The sequence below is a fragment of the Microcoleus sp. FACHB-68 genome, from assembly GCF_014695715.1.
Classification (GTDB): domain Bacteria; phylum Cyanobacteriota; class Cyanobacteriia; order Cyanobacteriales; family Oscillatoriaceae; genus FACHB-68.
In genome coordinates this window covers 526,121-547,491 of sequence record NZ_JACJOT010000006.1, presented here as the reverse complement: position 1 = coordinate 547,491, position 21,371 = coordinate 526,121, and the positions used below count along the sequence as shown (strand labels likewise).

The window sequence follows — 21,371 nt, the reverse complement described above, 5'->3', positions numbered from 1 at the left end:
TGCAAAGTGAGTTAGAACGAAAATTGTGTTTGTACAGTCCCTACATAGATATTTGGGTTGTCGTCAAAATTATTGGCGTTGCCGACAAAATAAAAAGCCGGAAGAATTGCAATATTATCCGTCACCGGCAAATAATAAGTCAGCTCAACCTCATACTCGACCCCACCATCACCGGCTCCTGAAACCAGAAATTGCCGGCCATCCAAAACACTAAACGGCACTACATAAGATAGTGTCGCCAGCGCCCCCCTTTTACCGAGATCCGGGAAAGCAACACCTAATTGCACCGACTGCGCCTTAATCTCGCCACTTTCCACGCCCCTCGTTGCCGGCTCTAAATGGGTTTTTGCGTAAGTATACCGGCCAAAAAAGCCCAACCGAGGTGTCGCTAACCAATCAAAATTAAATCCAAAAACGTCGGCAGTGGCATCTTCAAGCGCTCCACCAAAGCCGTCATCTGCCGCCCCCATAATTGGTCGAGTTCTAATTTGTCCGTCAACCGGCTGAATGGTTGAGCGATCATAAAGAAATCTGAGATTAATCGTTCGGATAGGAGAGTAAGTCACTTGAGCCGTAAAAGCACGGGTGCCATTAAATAACCCTGTGCTTGGACTGCCGGCAGCAGGGCTAGCGACATACCCTAAATTTAGATTTAATCGTTCATTTAAACGCCAAAGCACGACAGCACCAGCTCCCCTTCCAGGATCTTGGACAAGGGTGCTGCCAAACGTATTGTTGCCCGTTGCGCCTTTACCAATGCCAGAGGTAAACGCGTTCGTGTCAAAATAGCGGAGCCATAAGACTCGCGGAGCTACCACGACTTGCAAAGAATCGTTCACAGGAAACGAGTAGGCAGCCTCTGACAAAACCACATCATTGGCAACCGCACTGGGCGTTAAGTCTAAAACTGGTGCCCCAAAAGTGTTATAAAAACCGGCAGACGTGTAGTAATTGGCAGAAGAATTACCATTGCCGGCTTGCAAAGTCATAAACAAACTATCCTTGCCGGTGAAGGATGTAGTGAGAAACAAGGCAATGCTCTGACTAAAGGTGAGGTTGGCATCTTCCTCAACTCTCGTCACAATCGGCTTGCCATCCGCCCCCCGCGCCGCCGGACTAAAAATGTCATTGGGATCAGTTCTTTCGACTCTGACATCTCCGCCGGCATTTGCTTTCGCCACATTGAAACTGATCAAGCCATTGAGCTTCGTGGTTGTGGAAAACTGATTCGCCTCCAGTTCATCTCCGCGTGCTTGTAGCGTATCGATTCGCGCCCGTACTTGCGCTAATTCTGTACTAAAATCCGCACTTAAACGCTGTAATATTGCTAAATCTTCCTGACGCAACCCATCCGGCTCACTTATGCTCAGTAGTTGATTGATGGCTTCTAGGGCTGCATTCAAACCGGCAGCGAATTCGTAGCGCGTCATCGCCCGGTTGCCGCGAAAGGTTCCGTCAGGATAGCCGGATATCGCACCATAGCGCTCAACTAAGCTTTGCAGGGCTTGGAATGCCCAATCTGTTGGCTGTACATCCGACAATTGAGAAACAGACGTTACCTGAGCGAGTGGATCGCTCAATTCCTCTGCGCCGGCATTTATTTGGGAAGCGTCTATTGCCATCAACGCTTTTTTCGGCGCAATGGGAGGCACTGCCATCACACTGAGGGAATTCAGATTCAATTGTTGTGAGACAGCCGGCAGACTGTGAGTTTTTGGCTCTTTTTGCGTAATCTGTGCAATTAATTTCTTCTCAACGCCCTGTCTTCGTGCGGCCAAGATCCCTGCTTTTTGAAGATTTTGTTCGTCTTTGTCACAACTAGCTTCACCGGCACAGTGTTCGATATCTTCTACTGAGCTTGCAAGATTACAGCAAGTTTGCAGCAATGGCTCAGCAGCAAAAACGCCAGTGGTAGCAAGCAAAGTACATCCCACAATTGGGGGACAAAGTTTTAAAGCCACCCAAAAAATATTAGTCATAATATCTGTGTTCTTCTAGTTGTCTGTGGTGAGCGTTTTGACAGCTAGTAGTGCACCGAGGGCGACCGTAACGAAGCGCTTCTTTAAGGTAAATAGCGAAAATCGCTCACTTTACGGATTAAATTGTAGTAATTTTGCAGCTATTCGGTCTTTTTTTTAATAATTTGGTTGCAAATCTTATTTCTCGCATCCGGTGAGTGCGAGAGGGAGTAAATTTTGCTTAATATTTAAACTCAATCGGGATTTCTTTTATAGCGGCGGGGATTTTTAGCCGGCCCTTGTTTGACATACCAGTTATACCACTCCTTAGAACTGCGAATGGCTAGCCACAACAAAACTAAAGCGATTAAGCCTCCCTGTGTAGGTGCATCAAAGGCGAACAGAACGAGGGAAACGCAAAGAATATCTTGAGCTAAAATCACCGGCAAGGGTAATCCGCGCAGCCGGTAAAACCAGCCGGCTTGAACCAGTTGCAACACCAGTGCCAACAAACCCCCGACTAGCCCAATAATCCACACAAATTGAGGTGGTGGGGCATTTGGTTGGGCGAAGGTTGCTTCAGCAATTGCCATGCCCATAATCGCACCCACAATGGGGCTAAATAACAGTTGGACAATTTGCAGGACACGCTGTCCCAAAAACTTTTTAGAAGCAAATAGCTCAAACAGCGACCAACTAACCAACACTCCCAGAACCACCGGCGGCGAGATCCGAGACAGCAACGGCACGCGAGACCACAGCTTATCACTTTCCAATAAGCCAATTAACAGGAGGGGCAGGGCGATCCTCATTCCCCCTGCCGCAGACGCAGAGAGCGCGGCTAGGAGTTCTAGCATAATGGTTTCAGCCTAAATTAAACATTGCTTGACGCTCAGCGACCTTCGATCACCCTGCCAGCTTAGGTTAATTGGACAATTGCCTTTGAAAACAAAGCTGGGGTTGATGCCAAACCCATACTTTTAGTCTATAGCTTGGATCTCTGTTGTGCAGCAACAATATTATTGTTCGCAGACAGGATTTCCTCAGCCTCAAGGATATTCTAGTGCTGGAGGCTTGTTCGTTCTGGAGTTTTCTTCCATTCTTTTGGCCATTTTATCAATATCTGTAGTCCTTTGGGATTGATAGGCCGGCGAGAAGAGGCAGGCGGTTGCCGAATTATTCCCGGCTCCTTGAGTCCGTCATAAATCGTAAATAAATAAACAAATCAGCATAGCCTGATATTATTTGACATTTTGTGTAAATAGATACAATAATTTAGATAGAGAGGTTTAAAAAACTTTTCTATCTAATTAGGTTTTGTTATAAGTATCGATTCAACAAGCCCCATTGTTGGATGTTTGGATGGGGAAATTTGCGAGTCATCGGCTCTCTGTTGGTTCGGTTTAGATTAACCGGGATCAGCGAAAGCCTCTCAATTGTGGTGCAAATATAAGTGCAAAACTGTAGGGTCATCATCGCACAAAGTCCCTGCAAAAATGCAAAGTGCGGATTGCCACTGGTAAAAGGAGCAAATACTTAAATGTCAGACTCACTATTTGCAGATGCTAGTAAGAGACTGGAAAAAGCCTTAAAATATGCATCAGTTTCTGAAGATGCGATCGAACGCTTAAAATATCCGAAAACCAGTTTAAGCGTCTCGATTCCTGTACGGATGGATAATGGCTCTTTGCGAATTTTCCAAGGCTATCGGGTTCGCTATGACGATACGCGAGGGCCGGGGAAAGGCGGGGTGCGATATCATCCAAATGTTTGCATGGATGAAGTGCAATCTTTAGCCTTTTGGATGACATTTAAATGTGCAGTCTTAAACTTACCGTTTGGTGGGGCAAAAGGCGGGGTGACGGTTAATCCCAAAGAACTCTCCAAACTGGAATTAGAACGTTTGAGTCGGGGCTATATTGATGCGATCGCAGACTTTATCGGCCCTGATGTCGATATTCCTGCCCCTGATGTTTATACGAACCCGATGATTATGGGTTGGTATATGGATCAGTACAGTATTATTCGCCGTCAACTGTCTCCAGCCGTTGTCACCGGCAAGCCACTTGCCATCGGGGGAAGTTTGGGGCGCGATACTGCAACCGCAGCCGGCGCATTTTATGTGATCGAAGCGCTGATGCCGAAATTTGAGCAGCCACCGGAAGCCACAACTGTTGCCGTGCAAGGTTTTGGCAATGCCGGCGCACATTTGGCAGAACTGCTGTCAAAAGCCGGTTATAAAGTCGTGGCGGTGAGTGATTCCCAAGGGGGAGTTTATGCCAAAAAAGGCTTAGATATTCCCAGCATCCGCCGATTCAAAGATTCTCATAAAGGTATCCAAGCGATCTACTGCGAAGATACGGTTTGCAATGTTATTGAACATGAAGTGATTACTAATGAGGAACTTTTAGGGTTAGATGTAGACATTTTGATTCCCGCTGCCTTAGAAAATCAAATTACTGAGGCAAATGTCAATAACATCAAGGCTAAGTATATCTTTGAAGTTGCGAATGGCCCAACTACTTCTGGTGCAGATAAAATTCTAGAAGAAAAGGGCGTTTATGTATTTCCAGATATTTTGGTGAATGCCGGCGGCGTCACAGTTAGCTATTTCGAGTGGGTGCAAAATCGCAGCGGATTTTACTGGACACTCGACGAAGTTAATCACCGCTTGAAAGTGAAAATGGTGGAGGAAACTCAGCAAATTTGGAAAATTGCTCAAGAACTTTCCATTTCCATGAGAACAGCCGCTTATGTCCATGCTTTAAATCGGCTGGGTGAAGCATTAAGCGCCAAAGGAACCAGAGATTATTACATCAATAGCTAATCTCTAAACCCTCGCGTCTAAAATAAACCTCTTGCAAAAATCTTAAAAATCCACAAACAAACGCATCAAATCATTTTTTGCAAGAAATCCAAATTAGCGAAAGGCATAAGAAAAACTTCTTTCTTTTGCCTTTTTTTATTGACTTTTTTCCTAATTTATTGTTTTGCCTGAAAAGTCAAAACTCGCCGGCTTAGAACTCCGTATCAGAGGCGGGTTGCCGGCGTTTCCGCTAAAATCCAGAAAACGCCTTATCTGGGTTCTCATGAATAACATCCTCCTGAACCGGCGCAACTGCCTGACTAAACTCTCAGTTGCCAGTCAATTAATCGTATCCAGCCTGTTTTTAGGTCTTGCCGGCAACTTGGGTATGTCAGTCAGCGCACAGCCATCCATCGCGCCGGTGGTGGCCCAATCTCAGCCGGCCCCCGCAACGAACCCTGTTGCCCAGCAATTACTGGGGCAATGGCAAGCAAAAGATCCATCAGGGCAAGAACTGCTGATGTTCGTCTTTGCGCCAGAAAACAAGCTATACATCATACTCCCGTCTACTGAACAACCCGACCCTGCGGTTGAGATGCGCTATCGCATTGATGCAGCCCAAAACCCCATGCACTTGGATGTGCAAATTAATAGTGATGATACGGTTATGACGTTGTTTGAGGTCAGCCCCGATGGCAAGATGCGTGTGCAACTCGACGGCACAAATCCCGGAGTCCCCAGACCAACAGCACTAACGGACGCGGCAACAGTATTCGAGAAGGTTTCTGACGCCACGACGGTGCCGGCGGATGCTGAAATAGTCGGGTTTGAAGAACAAAAAGGGATGGCACAGCAAAGCGAAGCCAGACTGTTTATGAGCGCGATGAATCGAGCACAGCAGGCTTATCAGTTGGAAAACAATAAATTCGCCGCGACGATTGAGGAACTAGGTCTAGGGATTAAGCCAGAAACAGAGTTTTATCGCTACCAGATTGTGCCCCAAGGCGATGCGACCAAAAGCGTACTGATGACTGCCCAAGCAAAAAGTGCGGAATTGAAAAGCTACAGCGCTGCAGTATTTGTGATGACAAATAATGCTGAGGAAATCACCATTCCGGTACTGTGTGAAACTGAGCAACCTTCCACCTCGTCTCCCCCGATGCCAACCGCCCCTAGCACTGCGACTGGCCAGGGTCAGTGTCCGGCTGGGTCTGTAGCTGTAACGTTGCGTTAAGTGTATAGCGACGCAACGTAGTCACCGTAACCGTTATAGGGCAGGGTCGGGCGTTTTTCCCAAGTTAAGGCCGGCCCTGGCCCAACCATCCGTTCTGTTGCTTGGGACCAGCGGGGGTGGGGTTTAGTGGGGTTAACGTTGGCCTCGAAGTCATACTCGCTGGGAATTAGGCTGTTCCAAAAGGTGGCCGGTTGCTTGTCGAGGAATTCGATTTTGACGATGGATTTGGCTCCTTTAAAGCCATATTTCCAGGGTGTCACCATACGGATAGGAGCACCGTGTTGTTTGGGGAGGGTGTGACCATAGATGCCGGTGGCGAAGAATGCTAGATCGTTTGCCATCTCCTCAATCCGCAGTCCTTCGGTATAGGGCCAAGGCAACTCGCCAAAATGTAACGGGCCGGGGGTAATTTTCGGGTCGTAGAAAGAGGTGAAGCGAACAAATTTAGCAGCGGAAGCCGGTTCTACATCTGCAATTAGCTGTTTCATGGGGAATCCAATCCACGGCACCACCATTGCCCAAGCTTCTACGCAGCGGAATCGATAGATACGTTCTTCAACGGGAAATTTTTTCTGGAGATCATCTAAGTCATAGGTGCGGGGGTTTTTGACCAAACCTTTGACTTCAACTTTCCAATCTTCGGTTGGCAAAGCTTGGGCGTTTTCCCAAATACCTTTGGTGCCACCAAACTCATAAAAGTTGTTGTAAGTAGAGGCGAGAGATTCGTCAGTGAGAGTCCTGTCAACTTTGTCAAATTTGGGATTGCGTTGAACGGAACTCAGATCCTCTGTGCCGGCAGCCGGATTAATTTTTGATTTGGTTTTGCTCTCGCAGCCAAGTACCGGCAGAATCGTGGCACCTATGCCGGCACCGATCAGGGTTTTGACGAAGCGACGCCGGTTGAGAAATACATCTTCATCGGTCACTTCTCGCTCTGGAATTTCCCAAATTTTAGGAATGCGGATCAGTACCATCGAAAAGTAACTCCATCTTTAATGCAGCATAATTTTAATGATAACAAATAATTTAAACGATTTTTAATTTTATAAATTACATCATTTGTTATTTTATATCTAAAAAGCTTACTCTTTTTAAGATTTATAGTGTTAACTTACTGATTTTCATTCATTTTGCTGAATCTGACTTCTTATCCACTCCCGAAACAACCGCAGCAAAGCTTTTTCTTTTGTCGTTTTTCTCAATTCCAAAAACCGCTCGATTTCAGTTTGTGGAAGAAAAGGGAAAGTGGGGGAATTATTGCATTCTGCATATTCCTTTCCTTCTAAGTGATAAATGATTAAACGAGTTCCGTCATAACGCCAGACTTCCGGTACACCTAAACTTGCGTATAATGCGAGCCGGTTAATTGAACTACTTGCAATGTCAATCTCAATGACTAAATCTGGTGGAGGATCTTGATTTAAGTCAATTTGTTCTTTATCCCAGACTAAATCCTCGTTCTGGATATAGTAGCACTGATCAGGTTCTAATCCGCGATCCAAATCTTCACGCTTACAGGTTCTTGAACCTAGGCTGTAAATATCAGTATCCAATTCCTCACTTAGGGTTTCTACAAAACGCCCTAAGATTTTTTTATACTTTTCGTGTGGATCTAAAGGCGTCATGATTTCTAAAGTTCCTCGGTCATAAGTCAAGCGAATTCCTGGCTGTTCTGCTAAATCTTGCACGAGGAATTCATAAGTCTGCCAGCTAATATTTTTTAGCAGAACTCTAGAAGTGGGATTTTGAATCAGGGTGGTTGTCATTGCTTATGGATACCTGCCTGATAATTTTTCTAAAACCGGCTTGTGGTTTGTTCTCTCTTTCAACAACAATCTCGCCCCACTCACCGCAGTTGATACAGGAATTATATCAAATGTAAAAGCTCACCGGCATGAAGTCCTAAAAATGTAGCCGGCTATCCTCTTTGATACAACCGGCCTCTTAATTTTTTTCTTGCTTAATCACAATTGATTAACTATTCTCTGGTAAATTATTGATTTTTGCACAAACTTCTACCGCTTTCTCGTAGGCTTTGTTAAATAATTCAGCCGCCTCATCATGCCGGTTTAACCTCGACATCGTTTATTTCCCAGATGCTTGTCCTGTATTCCCTCAATGGCATTGAAAAAATCTTAAAATAAGCTTATGAATTTTGCTGTATTTATATTTTTGTGGTTTTATGCCGGCATAAGTTAGAAAATTTAGCACAATCTAAAGATCAGGGCAGATATCAAAGATTAAAATAAGAAAAAATAACACCGGCTCCAGCGAACTCTTCCGAATTAGGGAAATTAGACACAATGAGTATGAGGAATTGGGATTTGACTTGACGCAATGCCGGCAATGTGAGTTACCGCAAGCAAACGTAGCGAAATGTAAAATCATATTGCAAGGATTTTAAAAATCTTTAAAAATCCTCTACAACTGAATCAGAGCTTTACACTAGAAATTTAAACGAATGTTGCGAGGGACGTTATGAATAACCCGAATGATGGATATCGTTTAGTCTGCACCCTGACCTTTGGTGATATTTACGGTCAAATCATCGTTTGGTTAATGGTCATCTTCATTAGCCTAGCCACCGCACTCGCGCTGTGGAGTACCACTCGCCAAATTTACGCACTGGCAACCGTTGGACTCATCCTTGTCCTCTCTCTCCCCTTCCTCCTCTTTGCCTTCGTCACCACCCTGCTGAACCACATCGAGTTTGCGCCGGTAGAAACCGCAAAAAACCCACAGCCGCAGGGCAACGTCCCCACTCAGAAAACCGTCCAAGCCACAAGCTGAATAGCGGCGCGAGTAAGAGGGGAAGAGTGGAAGTTATCCTCCATGCCCTATTCCCCTACCGTTCTTGTTGGCGCAGCCTTGCCCTATTCCCTATGCCCTATTCCCCATGCCCTATCTAAAACCTTCCCTGCCTTTTGGTGGGGAGTTTTTTTCAATGGGTGAGCGTAAATAGAGAAAGAAGCACATATTAAGCAAAATATGCTAGACCATGATGTGATTATTGTTGGCGGTGGATTAGCCGGCTGCCGCGCCGCCGTCGAAATTGCCCGCACCGATCCGAATTTAAAAGTAGCTGTGGTGGCGAAAACCCACCCGATTCGATCTCACTCGGTTGCCGCCCAAGGTGGCATGGCTGCCTCACTAAAGAACGTTGATTCCGAGGACGATTGGAAAGCCCACGCCTTTGATACTGTCAAGGGTTCAGACTATCTTGCCGATCAAGATGCGGTGGAAATTCTTGCCAAAGAAGCGCCCGATGTGGTGATTGATTTGGAACACATGGGCGTTTTGTTCTCCCGGTTGCCCGATGGACGTATTGCCCAGCGTGCTTTTGGGGGGCACTCTCACAACCGCACCTGCTATGCGGCTGACAAAACCGGCCATGCAATTTTACACGAATTAGTTAACAACCTGCGCCGGTATGGCGTCCACATCTATGATGAGTGGTACGTCTTGCAGATGATCCTGGAAGACGGGCAAGCCAAAGGCGTTGTCATGTACCGCATCGATGATGGCAAGCTGGCAGTGCTCCGCGCAAAGGCGGTGATGTTTGCCACCGGCGGCTATGGTCGTGCTTACAATACCACCTCGAATGATTATGCCTCCACCGGCGACGGGTTGGCAATGTCTGCCCTTGCCGGCATTCCTTTGCAGGATATGGAGTTTGTGCAATTCCATCCCACCGGGTTGTATCCTGTGGGTGTGTTGATTTCTGAAGCCGTGCGCGGTGAAGGTGCCTATTTAATCAATAGCGAGGGCGATCGCTTCATGGCAACTTACGCCCCCAGCCGCATGGAACTCGCACCACGTGATATTACTTCTCGCGCCATTACCAAAGAAATTCGCGCAGGACGTGGTGTTCATCCGGATGGCAGTGCCGGCGGCCCTTTTGTCTATCTGGATTTGCGTCACATGGGGCGTGAGAAAATTATGCTTCGGGTTCCCTTCGCTTGGGAGGAAGCACACCGGCTGCTGGGAATTGATGCGGTTGAGAAGCCGATGCCAATTCGTCCGACTGTTCACTACTCGATGGGCGGAATTCCCGTCAATATTGAGGGCAAGGTGCGGAGTGGGGTTGATGGGTTTGTCGAAGGCTTATTTGCTGCCGGTGAGGCGGCTTGCGTATCGGTTCACGGCGCAAACCGGCTGGGGAGTAATTCCTTGCTGGAATGTGTGGTGTATGGCAAGCTGACGGGCGCTGCGATCGCTCAATATGTGCAAAATCGCAAGTTGCCGCAAGTGGATGAGCAACGCTATCTGACTGCTGCGGTTAAACAAATTCAATCCCTGTTAAATCAAGCCGGTAAACTTCGCATCGGGCAGTTGCGTCAGTCTTTCCAAGATTGCATGACAGATCATTGCGGGGTATTTCGCACTGAAGAAACAATGCGCGAAGGTTTAAATCAACTGGAAGAATTACAGCAACAATACCAGAAAATCTATTTAGATGATAAGGGAAGTTGCTGGAATACGGAAATTCTTGAGGCGATTGAACTGCGGAATTTAATGATTGTCGGTAAGGTGATTCTCACTTCCGCATTGAGCCGGCAAGAAAGTCGCGGCGCTCATTGCCGCGAGGATTTCACTGAGCGCGATGATGAGAATTTCTTGAAACATACGCTGGCTTTTTATTCGCCGGCTGGCATTGATTTGCAATACCGGCCTGTTGCAATTACCATGTTCCAACCCCAAGAACGGAAGTATTAATTTGCTGGCTTTCAGTTTGCTTTCTTGTAATGAGGGGGAGAAAAATTAACGCTAAACTCTGATAAAATTCAGATATTATTGTACCCTTCTTAATCAGCCCGAAATACTGCTGCCGGCTGCACTTTCCCTAGGTAGCGCAAAGCATTCGGATACAAAAATCGTTTAAAACTCCGATTAATTGCTCCCCGAATGCTTTGCCCCTACAATTGAATGAATTGGGTGCTGAAAGAGAAAACACTTACTTGATCTAACTCATCATGGAAAGCTACCGAATTATTTCAGAACTGAATGAGGAGCAAATTTCAGAGTTAACAGAATTATACAGTCATGAATTCTGGAGCCACAACCGCAACCGGCAAGATGTAGTGAAGATGTTGGCAGCTTCAGATATTGTGATCGGATTGGTCGATGAGTGCGATCATCTCATCGGTTTTATTCGCATCTTAACAGATTTTGTCTACAGAGCATTTATTTTTGATGTGATTGTTAAGTCCACTCATAGAAATCAAGGTTTGGGAAAAAAGTTAATTGATTCTGTTGTCGAGCATCCTCAATTGCAATCGGTGGAGTTATTGGGTTTGTACTGTCTGCCAGAGATGATGCCGTTTTATGAGCGCTGGGGCTTTACAAATGAACTAGGTGGAATTCAATTAATGGCTCGACTAAATCAGCATTCCGCTTCTTGATACATTTTTATTTGCTATAAAGTTAGATAATGTTTAGTGCTATCTAGCTCCAAACTAAAGCGATTGTAGCTCGCATAAAGTAACAAAAAAAACCGTAAGGTGAGGGTTGAGCGTGGACGAATTTGCTCCAATTATTCAGGGTAATTGGCAAGATTGGCTGACTGTCGTGGGATATATAGCCTTCGCCGGCTTCATTATGTGGCGCGTCTTTACAACCGGCAAAAAGTAAAGTATCGGCATACCGCTTGCTAAAAGTGAATCTATATCGCTAATCTAACCAAAGAAAAACTATTGTGGAGAAGTTGCAATTGTGAGAGAGGCTAGTAACGTTCTGGGTGGAAAACTGGAAACTTGCTGCACATCCCCGATCACCGGATTTTATCGGGATGGCAAATGCAACACGGGTGGGGGTGACATGGGTGCTCACATTGTTTGTGCCCAAATGACGGAAGAATTTTTAAACTACACGAAATTGAGGGGAAATGATTTAAGTACCCCTGTGCCGGCGTTTAATTTTCCAGGTTTGAAACCGGGAGATCGCTGGTGTTTGTGCGCCTCTCGCTGGAAAGAAGCGCTGGATGCAGGAGTCGCACCTCCTGTCGTTTTGCCGGCAACTCATGCCTCAGCTTTAGAATACGCTTCTTTAAACGAACTGAAGCAGAACGCTTTAGAACTTTAGGTTATAATTTGCCCTTGTTTTCCTCATAATATCCTGCCGGTGTTCTCAGTTACCCGCGTTACAATTGCATTATTTTGGACTGCTTAACCGCAACGTTCAACCCAATCAATTTCAGGTAACTGGCCGGCTCGGATATAGATAACGCGATGTCCATCTGTCTCAAAAATTAAGCGAGAGTTACTATCCTCTGCATCTTTAGGAATCACCGTCATAAAATGCCCTCCGGGGATGTATTTATGGTCAGTAATTTCCAGCTTTCCAGCATATAAACTTTTAATTTGGGCTTCTGTATCCCCAATTCGAGCACCGCTTAGAGTTGAAATTGTGCGAATCTCTTGAGTCACATCAACCAACTGAGGCCGATTATTAATATCTTTGGTAATTTGAGAAGTTAAATCGACTCGGACAATGCGATTGGAATTAAGCATAAACTCCAACCCGTCTGGAGCATCTGGCAACTTCACATAGCTGCAACTTTCACTCACATCAGGTGCCTTGCCATCTAAGGCAACCAGTTGAGTTCCTGCGGCTTGAGAGGCTTCCTCAACCGTCATCCCGACCCGAATGGCACCAAACCCCTGCGTTGTCACTTTAGCAGAATAGAAGCGCTGCGCTTGGTTGCTAGGGGGTGCCGGTGACTCGGAAGCAATCGGTGTAGTGGTTAATGGTTGAGCGATCAACGCTTGATCTGAGGTTTGCGATTCACAAGCAACCATATTCAGCAGCAGAATTGAAGTGATTCCTATAAACTTTAACTTTGCAACTTTCATAGAATTTTCTCGACTTAAACTTTTAATTGTTCAGATTATTGCCGTCTGCATCTATAGACACAGCATGAAAGAGCCGGTTTCCGCAATCTGACAAAAAAAAAGTTAAAGCCGGCAATCTTGTTTTCTCCGCAATTTATCGTGCCGGTGCAATTGCTTCTTCTAAAAAGTTCCCTAATTCAGCCTTACTCATCTGACTCTGCACAACCTGGATCACCAAGTCATACGCCTGATCATTCGTCAAATTAAGAGAATAGCGATTCAATCGTAAAAAAGTATCCATCACCGCAAATGCTGTCCGCTTGTTCCCATCAATAAACGGGTGATTCATTGCCAAATGATAAAGATATGCGGCGGCTTGTTCATGAATTGTAGCGTGTAGAAGCGTGCCGGCAAATGTCGCTTGGGGTTGAGCGAGAGCAGACTCTAGCAAACCGCTATCTCTGATTCCCTCGCTTCCCCCAAAGCTAGCAATTTGTCTAGCATGAATCTTCAGAACCGCAGTTTTGTTGAGAAACTCATGAGTTGGCAAGGCGACGGTAAACCTCCTCTCTCTCCCCTTCAGAGTCCAGGTATGCCTGCCATACCCGATCATTTATGCTAGATTGTTCCTCAGCTTTGAGAGAACGCACAAACTCTAATACTTTTTGCAGATCAGACTCCGGCACTTGATCAAGTTCCTGAAAGAGCTGTTCTTTAATGGTCATTATCCTAAATTGTTAGATAAAGCATTATTTAATTTTACACTAATCGGGGTGCCGGTATCCACTATTATAATAAGATAACATCTGTCTGATTCCGCTCACGGAGGCAGCCTCAAATGGTACAAATATCTCCTCAATCTCTGAACTTAGAGGAGTTTCTCAAACTCCCAGAGACGAAGCCGGCTAGTGAGTATATCAACGGTGAAATTATTCAGAAATCTATGCCAAAAACTCGCCATTCCCGCCTTCAGGGAAAGTTGATCAGTACAATCAATGAAGTGGTGGAGGATCGCCGAATCGCTTATGCTTTCCCTGAACTTCGATGTACATTTGGCGGGCAGTCAATCGTTCCTGATGTTACTGTTTTTCACTGGATTAAAATTGAATTCAATGGATACGGGGAACCTGTCGATGATGTTTTGATAGCCCCCGACTGGACGATAGAAATCCTTTCCCCAGAACAGAGTTCAAACCGAGTGACAGGTAAGATTTTGCACTGTCTGAGTTATGGCTCTCAATTAGGATGGTTAATTGACCCGGATGATCGCTCGATCTTGATCTTTTTACCGAATCAACAACCCCAATTATGCCGGGGAAGCGATCAGTTAGTTGTGCTGGATGGAATCGATCTTTTGTTAACGGCAGAGCAAGTTTTTGGCTGGTTAAGAATGGCCGGTTCAGCAGGCTAAATCTTGTCGGTGGTGCCAACAATGGAAACCAACATTAAGCTAATTTAGTAAGGTTTATTCTAACAGCCATCTGAATAAATCTCCTACACTCAATCGCAGCTCACTGGCAAAGGAAGGAACGGGAACTTTCTGTTCAGATTCATCAAAAACTTCCGTCTGCTGCTGGGGACGATAAACAAAAACTGTTTTCTCCTCTGGATCAATCAACCAGCCCATTTGAGTCTCAAATTTCAGGCATTGGATAATTTTTTTTGTTACTTTTGTTTGACTTTGTTCGGGTGATAAAATTTCAATAATCCAATCGGGAGCTATGGGAAATACATTCGCTACACTGCCATTGTCTTCGCGGGGAATTCTGTTCCCAACAAACACAGATACATCAGGCACGATTGCTCTGCCACCAAACGTGCATCGTAATTCAGGAAATGCCCTTGCTATTCGCTGCGGTTTTAAAGCTGCATTAATTGCCGTTACCAATTCACCCTGAATTACGCTGTGTTGACCCTGTGGCATAGACTTCTGAATAATTTCTCCGTCTATATATTCACTAGCCGGCTCTGTTTCTGGCAGTTTTAGGAACTCTTCTAAGGTTAGAAGTTTAGATGATGTCTGTATCATTTGAGGCTGCCTCCAAATTTAGGTTAGTAAAGTAGGTAACAGCAGCTATTGAGTGTAACACCGGCACCAAAAACTGCTCACTACTTTTCTGATTATTAAAAATCGACAATCGCTCAATCCGAATTCTTATTGAAAGAGCGATTGCCAATGAATTAGCGGTCACGCGACAGCAAATTTGATACGGCTGCGTGCATAAACGCAATATCAGGATCGCGCTGAATTGCTTGATAGTAACGCTGCTCTCGCGGCGTCCCTTCTTCTGAAGGGTGAAGCAAGCTACGAGCTTCGTTTAATAGCTCATTTGCTCTGTCCAAGGTAATTGGTTCTTTCGCGCTGACAGCTTCATCAATTTCGACAATAAACTGAGACAATGGCCGCAGCCAGCTAAACCATTCATCACCGACAACAAGCTGGAAAAATTCGCCTTTTGACTTGATAGGGCCATGAGACTGCTCATAAACCCCTCGTTCTGAGTGCAGCAGCGCTTTGTGCAAGTGGAGCACTGCATCGCGCACTTCGCGCAGGCGGTGAAAGGGAAGATCGAGACCGGGATTAGTTGGAGACATTGACAAGCATGATAATCGCTACTTCTTCGATCTTGTCATATTGATTTGATTCTCTGCGAGATCACACGTGAATCTCTGAAAACCGGCAGGGTGGACAAAAGCCCACCGCTACCCGCAAACCGAGCGATCTATGCCTTAAACTTCTCAGTAATTCGCCGCATCGCCTCCTCTACATTTTCCCGGCTATTAAATGCCGAAATGCGGAAGTACCCTTCGCCGGCAGCACCGAAACCAGAACCCGGTGTTCCCACTACATTGCAAGTTTGCAGCAACTTATCAAAGAAATCCCAACTTGAAAGGTTATTTGGTGTTTTTACCCAAACATAAGGTGCATTCACGCCACCATAAACAGCGATACCGGCTTCACTCAGTTTCTCGCGGATAATTTTGGCATTTTCTAAATAGAAACTGACCAATGCTTTAACTTGTGCCTTTCCTTCCTCAGAATAAACCGCCTCAGCCGCACGTTGCACGATGTAAGAAACGCCATTAAATTTAGTCGTTTGTCGGCGGTTCCACAGCTTCCACAGTTCTACATCAGAACCATCAGATGTTTTTGCCGTGAGTGTTTTTGGCACGACTGTAAACGCACAGCGAGTGCCGGTAAATCCCGCCGTTTTGGAGAAGGAACGAAACTCGATTGCACAATCTCGTGCGCCTTCTATTTCGTAGATAGAATGGGGAAGATTTGGATCGGTAATATAGGCTTCGTAAGCTGCATCAAAAAAGATGATGGAGCCATTCGCCTTAGCATAATCTACCCACGCTTTTAAGTGTTCCTTGGTGGCAACTGCGCCGGTGGGATTATTGGGGAAGCAAAGATAAATTAAATCGACTTTTTGAGTAGGAATTTGAGCGGTAAAATTGTTTTCTGCGGTGATAGGCAGATAAACTAAACCCTCAAATTCGCTCTTGTCGTTAGCAGTGCCGGTGTGTCCTGCCATCACGTTTGTGTCTACATAAACGGGATAGACGGGGTCGGTAACGGCAATCGTGTTGTTATCGCCAAAGATGTCGAGAATGTTGCCGGTGTCGCATTTAGAGCCATCAGAGATGAAGATTTCCGACGCATCAACGTTGCATCCCCGCGCCTGGAAGTCATCGCCGGCAATTTTTTCGCGCAGCCAAGCATAACCCTGCTCTGGGCCATATCCTTTGAAGGTGGCGCGATCGCCCATTTCTTCGACTGCTTTAATCATCGCTGTGCGGCACGCTTCCGGTAATGGTTCCGTGACATCACCAATGCCTAGCCGGATAATCTTGGCGTCAGGATTTGCCTCAGCAAAGGCATTCACTCGTCGCCCTATTTCAGGAAACAGGTAGCCGGCTTTAAGTTTGAGGTAGTTATCGTTAATCGTTGCCATGTTTAATCATCACAAATGCCCTAAAACAGCTTACTGCTAATCGTCGCGCTATGGGGAGTCTCTCACGTTTGCACACATATCAGGCAGTTAGCTGATTATTAAGATAATCTGAGGGATCTTTTCCAATTTTTACTGTGCGCCACAAATTTTTAAAGCTTTTCCCATCTATTTCACCGCAGATTTAACGCTCAGAGGTGCGATAATGCCTGATGGAGAAATCTAGAAACCGGCATACTTTCAGGAAAACTTAGAACAAGAAATATCCATGACGAAAAAAATTATCCATACTGAACAAGCACCGGCACCCGTTGGCCCTTACAATCAAGCAGTCGCAGCAACCGGCACGATGATCTTTGTTGCTGGTCAAATTGCGATTGACCCCAAAATTAATGATATTGTCTTTCCCGACGATGTCGCTAAGCAGACCGAACAAGTGATGAAAAATATTGAAGCAATTCTAACAGCGGCTGGAGCCACTTTTAATGATGTGGTGAAAACGAGTGTATTTCTCTTAGATATGAATGATTTCGCGGCGATGAATGCCGTTTATGGGAAATATTTTGATGAGGAAACAGCGCCGGCACGCGCGACAGTTCAGGTTTCCCGTTTACCTAAAGATGTGCGGGTAGAAATTGAGTGCATTGCGGTGATTGCCGGCTAAAGTTAGTTACTGAAAATCCATTTAGTGCATCTGGGATTTGTCAAAATATGGAAGTGGGAGCATCTTGCTCCCTGAGATGACGACAAGCGGGCAAGATGCCCGCATTCCATGCTTTTCAGGCTGAGGACTGCTACATTTCCCCTTAAATTGAAATGATCACGCCTAGGCTTTCGTTAGACATCCGATCAACAGCAGATAAAGCATAAGTCCCCGGTTCAACTGCTGTAGATGTTCTGGAAGCCGCCATCACTCGCACCAGCGTCCAAGTCTGACCATTCTGCCGGTAAAGCGTCCAAGCACGAATGTCATTGTTCGCTACAGCATTCCACACGATTTGATTGTCTACACGCTTGACTCCCTTTGGCAAAGTTGGGGGAGTAGAATCTAAAGCCGGCATGGTGGGTGCGAGTGCCGGCTTTGCATAAATTTCCTGCTTGAATTTGTCAGCAATTCCGTGCCGGTTTTCATTCAAAACCTTCATGCTATAGAAAATATTTCCTAAAGCCATCTGGCTATTCAAGCTGCGGGTAATTTCAATCTGCCTTTGTGTTTCCTGAAGCGGCCAGCTTGTCCCATCGATCCGTTCAATCGTATTGCCAACGTAAAAATGCTTGCCCTTGGGATTGTTTTGCAGCCACCATTTTAGCAACACAGGATAACTTTGTGCCGGCCTGTCAATCACCCAGTAAAGTTGCGGCGCGTAGTAATCAATCCAACCTTCAACTAACCATTTTTTCGAGTCGGTATAAAGTTGATCGTAAGAATCTAACCCTTGAATTTGTGCCGGCTGTCCGGGACGAAAAATACCAAAGGGACTAATTCCAAATTTGACGTGAGATTTGATAGCACGAATGCCTTGGCCGAGGCGGAAAACTAATTTATTAACATTTTCCCGTCGCCAGTCGCCGAGGCTCATTTTTCCCCCGGCAGCTTGATAGGCAGCGTAGGTTTTGTTATCTGGAAAAGGGATATTGAGTTTTGGATACGGATAAAAGTAGTCATCAACATGAACGCCATCGATATCATAGCGGCGCACCACATCCATCACCACGTTATACGTTAAATCCTGAACAACTGCCGCGCCTGGGTCCATCCACAGCTCATTGCCATATTTGTAAACATATTCGGGATGCGTAACGGAAATGTGAGGGGCGACTGTTTTGGCATCATTAATTACACCTTTGGCGCGGTAGGGATTGAACCAAGCATGAAGTTCAAGATTGCGTTTGTGACTTTCTTCAACCGCAAATTCTAGGGGATCGTAATAAGGGTTTGGCGCTTTGCCTTGAGTGCCTGTCAGCCAATAACTCCAAGGCTCTAATTGTGAGGGATAAATTGCATCGCCTTCTGGACGGACTTGTAAAATAACAGCATTAAAGTTTAGCGATTTAAGCCGATCAAGAATGGCAATTAATTCTGCTTTTTGCTGTTCCACCGGCAGTCCAGGTTGTGAAGGCCAATCTCGACTCCAAACGGTTGTCACCCACGCACCGCGAAACTCTCGCGTATGTCCAACTGCCGCCAGTGGAGTTGTGGGAACAATGTAGTTCGATTCAATGAGCGGAGCTTGGCCGGTTTTAACTAAAGCTTGATAGATAAAAGCGACAACATCCGCACGCGTTGCTGGATAAAATGGCTGTAAAGATTTTAAGTTGGGATAGTTAACAACCATTCCCGCGCCGGTTGCGATTGCAACTTTGTCAGTTGCATAGTCAGGAATGCCGGCAGCATCTTGATAAAATTGCGGTAATTTTGCCTTAAAGCCGGCTGCATTCTCAACAGTAATTCCTAAGCCACTGACAAGGGAAATTAAAACTTGCGCTCTTGTGATTTGATCTCCCGGACGGAAGCGCTGTTCGGGATAGCCTGATAAAAACTCGGTTTCGTAGGCTTGTTGAATCGCTGATGCTGCCCAAAAGCCAGGAGCAACATCTACAAATGGAACGTATTGCCGCTTTAAAGGTTGCTTAAAAGCTCTTTGCAGGACGGCAGCATACTCAGCCCGACTTATGGGTTTATCTGGTCGGAACGTGCCATCGGGGAATCCACTAATAATATTACGCGCGCGTAAGCCTTCAATGAAAGGACGCGCCCAGTGAGTTTGAATATCAGAAAATTGTGAGCCGGTCGTTACCATATTTAAGTCTCTCTAGATTGCTTTGATTTTACCACCGGCATTGTGGTCTGCCGGTAGGGGTCTAGACCGATTTTTCGGTTGGTTGGTTGCTAATTCAGCCTTGTCTGCATTGCGGTTAGTTAAATAGCATACGTGCCGGTTGCCGGCTGTCACCGTTTTTCTTGACACATCGTAACTTGACTTAATTAAGTTAATATGATAGTCAAATAATTTGCTGTTAAGCGAAAAATAAAGTATCTATCGTGCTTTTGTTAGTATAAACAAAAAGACGTACCAAAGGGTTGTTTTATGATTCCCACAACTGCCGAACGTCTCTACACTTTTGCAGAATATCTTGTTTATGATGATGGCACAGATAACCGTTATGAACTGGTTGAGGGGAAGTTAACTCAAATGAATCCCCCGACTGTCAAGCATCTTTTGATTGCCAAGTTCATTGAGCGGGTATTAGATGCAGAAATTAACCGTCTTGGTTTGCCTTGGCTGTGCTTAAGAGAAGCAGGAGTCAGAACGGGTTATAAAAAATCCAGGTTGATGGATGTTTGTGTTGTGCCGGCAGAATTGGCGATGGAATCGCGTGATCATTCTGCGGTTTTCCAGCTACCTCCCTTGTTAGCGGTGGAAATCGTCAGTCCTGAATCAATTAAGCGTGACTATCGATATAAGCGTTCTGAGTATGCGGCCTTAGAAATTCCTGAATATTGGATTGCCGATCCGATAGAGTCTAAAATTTCAGTGCTGATACTGGAAGAGGGATTGTATGAAGAAACCGTGTTCACCGGCACTCAGCAAATTGTTTCTCAAATTTTCCCAGAACTATCTTTAAAAGTTGAGCCGGTGTTAAAATATGGAAATATCGGTGAGTGAATAAACTTTTTGCAAAAAAGCCGGCAGAAAAGTCAAAAATTCGGGCAATGAATCGCCCCACCCACTCATTTAAAACATAGTAAACAGTCATAAACAAACCCAATTTAGGGAGCTGGTGCGATGTCAGTTGATGCGACAACAGAAGCAATAGCCCAGACTGAATTAACCGCAGAGTGGCAACCCCCAATGCCACCCACAGACTTGATATTTGATGATGGAGTCCCCTTGGAAACGAATCGTCACCGCACGGCAATGAATGTACTGATCCGCTCCTTGCAACAAGCTTGGGCGAGCCGGCAAGACTTCTTCACCGGCGGCAATATGTTCGTTTACTACAGCAGCACCCAAGCCCGAAACCGCGACTTTAGAGGGCCAGATTTCTTTGCCGTGCTGGGCATTGATGGATCTTACTCCAGAGAAGGTTGGGTGGTGTGGAATGAAGAGGGGCGTTACCCGAATGTAATCGTCGAGTTGATGTCGGAAAGCACAGCAGAGATAGACACCGGCATCAAAAAAGATATTTACGAACAGACTTTCCGCACACCCGATTACTTTGTCTTTAATCCGTTTGATCCGAATTCCTTGCAAGGATGGCATTTGGATATTTCGCAAGGCTATCAGCCTCTCGTACCGAATGAGCGAGGTTGGCTGTGGTGTGAGACGTTGGGTTTTTGGTTGGGAACTTGGGAGGGAATCGTAGAGCGGCAACCGGCAATTTGGTTACGGTTTTTTGACGAGGCCGGCAATCTGGTTTTATTACCGGAAGAAGCGGCAGCGCAACAAGCTGAAACCGCTCAGCAACAAGCTGAAGAACAACGCCAACGGGCTGAGCGTTTAGCGGCTCGATTGCGAGAATTGGGAGAAGATCCAGAGAATTTATAGAAGTTTATCGCTGCCGGCATCTGATTCCCCCAACAGA

The 21,371-nt window shown here is 45.7% G+C and carries 22 protein-coding genes; 10 read left to right on the top strand and 12 right to left on the bottom strand.

The window, feature by feature from the left end; genetic code table 11:
• Positions 1-11: 11 nt before the first annotated feature.
• Both H6F73_RS06840 and H6F73_RS06835 read right to left on the bottom strand, forming a co-directional pair.
• Entirely contained in the window at positions 12-1,979 is a 1,968-nt protein-coding gene (locus H6F73_RS06840; RefSeq protein WP_190758020.1) for an iron uptake porin, read from the bottom strand.
• 233 nt (positions 1,980-2,212) lie between these two features.
• Positions 2,213-2,815 carry a DUF4126 domain-containing protein gene (locus H6F73_RS06835; protein ID WP_190758019.1) on the bottom strand — a complete coding sequence of 201 codons (603 nt, stop codon included), beginning with the start codon at positions 2,813-2,815 and terminating at the stop codon, positions 2,213-2,215.
• A gap of 683 nt (positions 2,816-3,498) precedes the next feature.
• On the opposite strand from H6F73_RS06835, the gene H6F73_RS06830 reads away from it, so the two are divergent.
• On the top strand, positions 3,499-4,785 hold the full coding sequence (locus H6F73_RS06830) for a Glu/Leu/Phe/Val dehydrogenase (RefSeq protein WP_190758018.1): 1,287 nt from the start codon (positions 3,499-3,501) through the stop codon (positions 4,783-4,785).
• A 262-nt stretch (positions 4,786-5,047) separates the two neighbouring features.
• On the top strand, positions 5,048-5,998 hold the full coding sequence (locus H6F73_RS06825; protein ID WP_190758017.1) for a type IV pilin-like G/H family protein: 951 nt from the start codon (positions 5,048-5,050) through the stop codon (positions 5,996-5,998).
• Here the strand turns inward: H6F73_RS06825 and msrP are convergent.
• Positions 5,995-6,972 (bottom strand): protein-methionine-sulfoxide reductase catalytic subunit MsrP, encoded by a 978-nt coding sequence (gene msrP, locus H6F73_RS06820; protein WP_190758016.1) that lies wholly within the window; start codon positions 6,970-6,972, stop codon positions 5,995-5,997. The two genes, H6F73_RS06825 and msrP, sit on opposite strands and share 4 nt — an antisense overlap.
• 147 nt (positions 6,973-7,119) lie before the next feature.
• The gene (locus H6F73_RS06815) at positions 7,120-7,764 is read right to left on the bottom strand and encodes a Uma2 family endonuclease (protein WP_190758015.1); all 645 of its coding nucleotides are present in this window, start codon (positions 7,762-7,764) and stop codon (positions 7,120-7,122) included.
• A gap of 712 nt (positions 7,765-8,476) precedes the next feature.
• Here H6F73_RS06815 and H6F73_RS06810 point away from each other — a divergent pair.
• The 4 genes from H6F73_RS06810 (at position 8,477) to H6F73_RS06795 (ending at position 12,079) form a co-directional block, all read left to right on the top strand.
• On the top strand, positions 8,477-8,788 hold the full coding sequence (locus tag H6F73_RS06810; protein ID WP_190758014.1) for a hypothetical protein: 312 nt from the start codon (positions 8,477-8,479) through the stop codon (positions 8,786-8,788).
• 198 nt (positions 8,789-8,986) lie between these two features.
• On the top strand, positions 8,987-10,714 hold the full coding sequence (locus H6F73_RS06805; protein ID WP_190758013.1) for a succinate dehydrogenase/fumarate reductase flavoprotein subunit: 1,728 nt from the start codon (positions 8,987-8,989) through the stop codon (positions 10,712-10,714).
• Between the two features lie 257 nt (positions 10,715-10,971).
• On the top strand, positions 10,972-11,400 hold the full coding sequence (locus tag H6F73_RS06800) for a GNAT family N-acetyltransferase (RefSeq protein ID WP_190758012.1): 429 nt from the start codon (positions 10,972-10,974) through the stop codon (positions 11,398-11,400).
• Positions 11,401-11,707: 307 nt separating this feature from the next.
• Complete coding sequence (locus H6F73_RS06795) at positions 11,708-12,079, top strand: DUF2237 domain-containing protein (protein ID WP_347239501.1); 372 nt, start codon at positions 11,708-11,710, stop codon at positions 12,077-12,079.
• 83 nt (positions 12,080-12,162) lie between these two features.
• Here H6F73_RS06795 and H6F73_RS06790 read toward each other — a convergent pair whose 3' ends face one another.
• From H6F73_RS06790 to H6F73_RS06780, 3 genes are all read right to left on the bottom strand, one after another.
• Entirely contained in the window at positions 12,163-12,849 is a 687-nt protein-coding gene (locus tag H6F73_RS06790) for a hypothetical protein (protein ID WP_190758010.1), read from the bottom strand.
• A 133-nt stretch (positions 12,850-12,982) separates the two neighbouring features.
• Positions 12,983-13,378 (bottom strand): type II toxin-antitoxin system death-on-curing family toxin, encoded by a 396-nt coding sequence (locus H6F73_RS06785; protein ID WP_242072356.1) that lies wholly within the window; start codon positions 13,376-13,378, stop codon positions 12,983-12,985.
• Positions 13,365-13,553: a DUF2281 domain-containing protein gene (locus H6F73_RS06780; protein ID WP_190758008.1), complete on the bottom strand. Its 189-nt coding sequence runs from the start codon at positions 13,551-13,553 to the stop codon at positions 13,365-13,367. The genes H6F73_RS06785 and H6F73_RS06780 overlap by 14 nt, the downstream gene beginning before the upstream one ends.
• A 113-nt stretch (positions 13,554-13,666) precedes the next feature.
• Between H6F73_RS06780 and H6F73_RS06775 the strand changes: the two genes are divergently transcribed.
• On the top strand, positions 13,667-14,239 hold the full coding sequence (locus H6F73_RS06775; RefSeq protein WP_190758007.1) for a Uma2 family endonuclease: 573 nt from the start codon (positions 13,667-13,669) through the stop codon (positions 14,237-14,239).
• 54 nt (positions 14,240-14,293) lie between these two features.
• On the opposite strand, the gene H6F73_RS06770 is transcribed toward H6F73_RS06775, so the two are convergent.
• From H6F73_RS06770 to H6F73_RS06760, 3 genes are all read right to left on the bottom strand, one after another.
• Entirely contained in the window at positions 14,294-14,857 is a 564-nt protein-coding gene (locus tag H6F73_RS06770) for a Uma2 family endonuclease (protein WP_190758006.1), read from the bottom strand.
• Between the two features lie 152 nt (positions 14,858-15,009).
• Positions 15,010-15,423: a hypothetical protein gene (locus tag H6F73_RS06765; protein ID WP_190758005.1), complete on the bottom strand. Its 414-nt coding sequence runs from the start codon at positions 15,421-15,423 to the stop codon at positions 15,010-15,012.
• A gap of 128 nt (positions 15,424-15,551) precedes the next feature.
• Positions 15,552-16,787, bottom strand: a complete 1,236-nt coding sequence (locus H6F73_RS06760; protein ID WP_190758004.1) for an LL-diaminopimelate aminotransferase — start codon at positions 16,785-16,787, stop codon at positions 15,552-15,554.
• A 265-nt stretch (positions 16,788-17,052) separates the two neighbouring features.
• Here H6F73_RS06760 and H6F73_RS06755 point away from each other — a divergent pair, with 265 nt between their 5' ends.
• Complete coding sequence (locus H6F73_RS06755; protein ID WP_190758003.1) at positions 17,053-17,448, top strand: RidA family protein; 396 nt, start codon at positions 17,053-17,055, stop codon at positions 17,446-17,448.
• Between the two features lie 142 nt (positions 17,449-17,590).
• Here the strand turns inward: H6F73_RS06755 and H6F73_RS06750 are convergent, their stop codons facing one another.
• Together H6F73_RS06750 and H6F73_RS06745 are read right to left on the bottom strand one after the other, a co-directional pair.
• Positions 17,591-19,585: a family 10 glycosylhydrolase gene (locus tag H6F73_RS06750; RefSeq protein WP_190758002.1), complete on the bottom strand. Its 1,995-nt coding sequence runs from the start codon at positions 19,583-19,585 to the stop codon at positions 17,591-17,593.
• 12 nt (positions 19,586-19,597) lie between these two features.
• Positions 19,598-19,753: a hypothetical protein gene (locus H6F73_RS06745; protein WP_190758001.1), complete on the bottom strand. Its 156-nt coding sequence runs from the start codon at positions 19,751-19,753 to the stop codon at positions 19,598-19,600.
• A 120-nt stretch (positions 19,754-19,873) separates the two neighbouring features.
• Here H6F73_RS06745 and H6F73_RS06740 point away from each other — a divergent pair, with 120 nt between their 5' ends.
• Together H6F73_RS06740 and H6F73_RS06735 are read left to right on the top strand one after the other, a co-directional pair.
• Entirely contained in the window at positions 19,874-20,452 is a 579-nt protein-coding gene (locus tag H6F73_RS06740) for a Uma2 family endonuclease (protein WP_190758000.1), read from the top strand.
• Positions 20,453-20,572: 120 nt separating this feature from the next.
• Positions 20,573-21,334 carry a Uma2 family endonuclease gene (locus H6F73_RS06735; RefSeq protein WP_190757999.1) on the top strand — a complete coding sequence of 254 codons (762 nt, stop codon included), beginning with the start codon at positions 20,573-20,575 and terminating at the stop codon, positions 21,332-21,334.
• The last annotated feature ends 37 nt before the right edge of the window (positions 21,335-21,371 follow it).

Bases quoted from the DNA above. Each gene is read 5' to 3' on its own strand.
- H6F73_RS06840 (WP_190758020.1), bottom strand. From the start codon at position 1,979: ATGACTAATATTTTTTGGGTGGCTTTAAAACTTTGTCCCCCAATTGTG.
- H6F73_RS06835 (WP_190758019.1), bottom strand. From the start codon at position 2,815: ATGCTAGAACTCCTAGCCGCGCTCTCTGCGTCTGCGGCAGGGGGAATG.
- H6F73_RS06830 (WP_190758018.1), top strand. From the start codon at position 3,499: ATGTCAGACTCACTATTTGCAGATGCTAGTAAGAGACTGGAAAAAGCC.
- H6F73_RS06825 (WP_190758017.1), top strand. From the start codon at position 5,048: ATGAATAACATCCTCCTGAACCGGCGCAACTGCCTGACTAAACTCTCA.
- msrP (WP_190758016.1), bottom strand. From the start codon at position 6,972: ATGGTACTGATCCGCATTCCTAAAATTTGGGAAATTCCAGAGCGAGAA.
- H6F73_RS06815 (WP_190758015.1), bottom strand. From the start codon at position 7,764: ATGACAACCACCCTGATTCAAAATCCCACTTCTAGAGTTCTGCTAAAA.
- H6F73_RS06810 (WP_190758014.1), top strand. From the start codon at position 8,477: ATGAATAACCCGAATGATGGATATCGTTTAGTCTGCACCCTGACCTTT.
- H6F73_RS06805 (WP_190758013.1), top strand. From the start codon at position 8,987: ATGCTAGACCATGATGTGATTATTGTTGGCGGTGGATTAGCCGGCTGC.
- H6F73_RS06800 (WP_190758012.1), top strand. From the start codon at position 10,972: ATGGAAAGCTACCGAATTATTTCAGAACTGAATGAGGAGCAAATTTCA.
- H6F73_RS06790 (WP_190758010.1), bottom strand. From the start codon at position 12,849: ATGAAAGTTGCAAAGTTAAAGTTTATAGGAATCACTTCAATTCTGCTG.
- H6F73_RS06780 (WP_190758008.1), bottom strand. From the start codon at position 13,553: ATGACCATTAAAGAACAGCTCTTTCAGGAACTTGATCAAGTGCCGGAG.
- H6F73_RS06775 (WP_190758007.1), top strand. From the start codon at position 13,667: ATGGTACAAATATCTCCTCAATCTCTGAACTTAGAGGAGTTTCTCAAA.
- H6F73_RS06770 (WP_190758006.1), bottom strand. From the start codon at position 14,857: ATGATACAGACATCATCTAAACTTCTAACCTTAGAAGAGTTCCTAAAA.
- H6F73_RS06765 (WP_190758005.1), bottom strand. From the start codon at position 15,423: ATGTCTCCAACTAATCCCGGTCTCGATCTTCCCTTTCACCGCCTGCGC.
- H6F73_RS06760 (WP_190758004.1), bottom strand. From the start codon at position 16,787: ATGGCAACGATTAACGATAACTACCTCAAACTTAAAGCCGGCTACCTG.
- H6F73_RS06755 (WP_190758003.1), top strand. From the start codon at position 17,053: ATGACGAAAAAAATTATCCATACTGAACAAGCACCGGCACCCGTTGGC.
- H6F73_RS06750 (WP_190758002.1), bottom strand. From the start codon at position 19,585: ATGGTAACGACCGGCTCACAATTTTCTGATATTCAAACTCACTGGGCG.
- H6F73_RS06740 (WP_190758000.1), top strand. From the start codon at position 19,874: ATGATTCCCACAACTGCCGAACGTCTCTACACTTTTGCAGAATATCTT.
- H6F73_RS06735 (WP_190757999.1), top strand. From the start codon at position 20,573: ATGTCAGTTGATGCGACAACAGAAGCAATAGCCCAGACTGAATTAACC.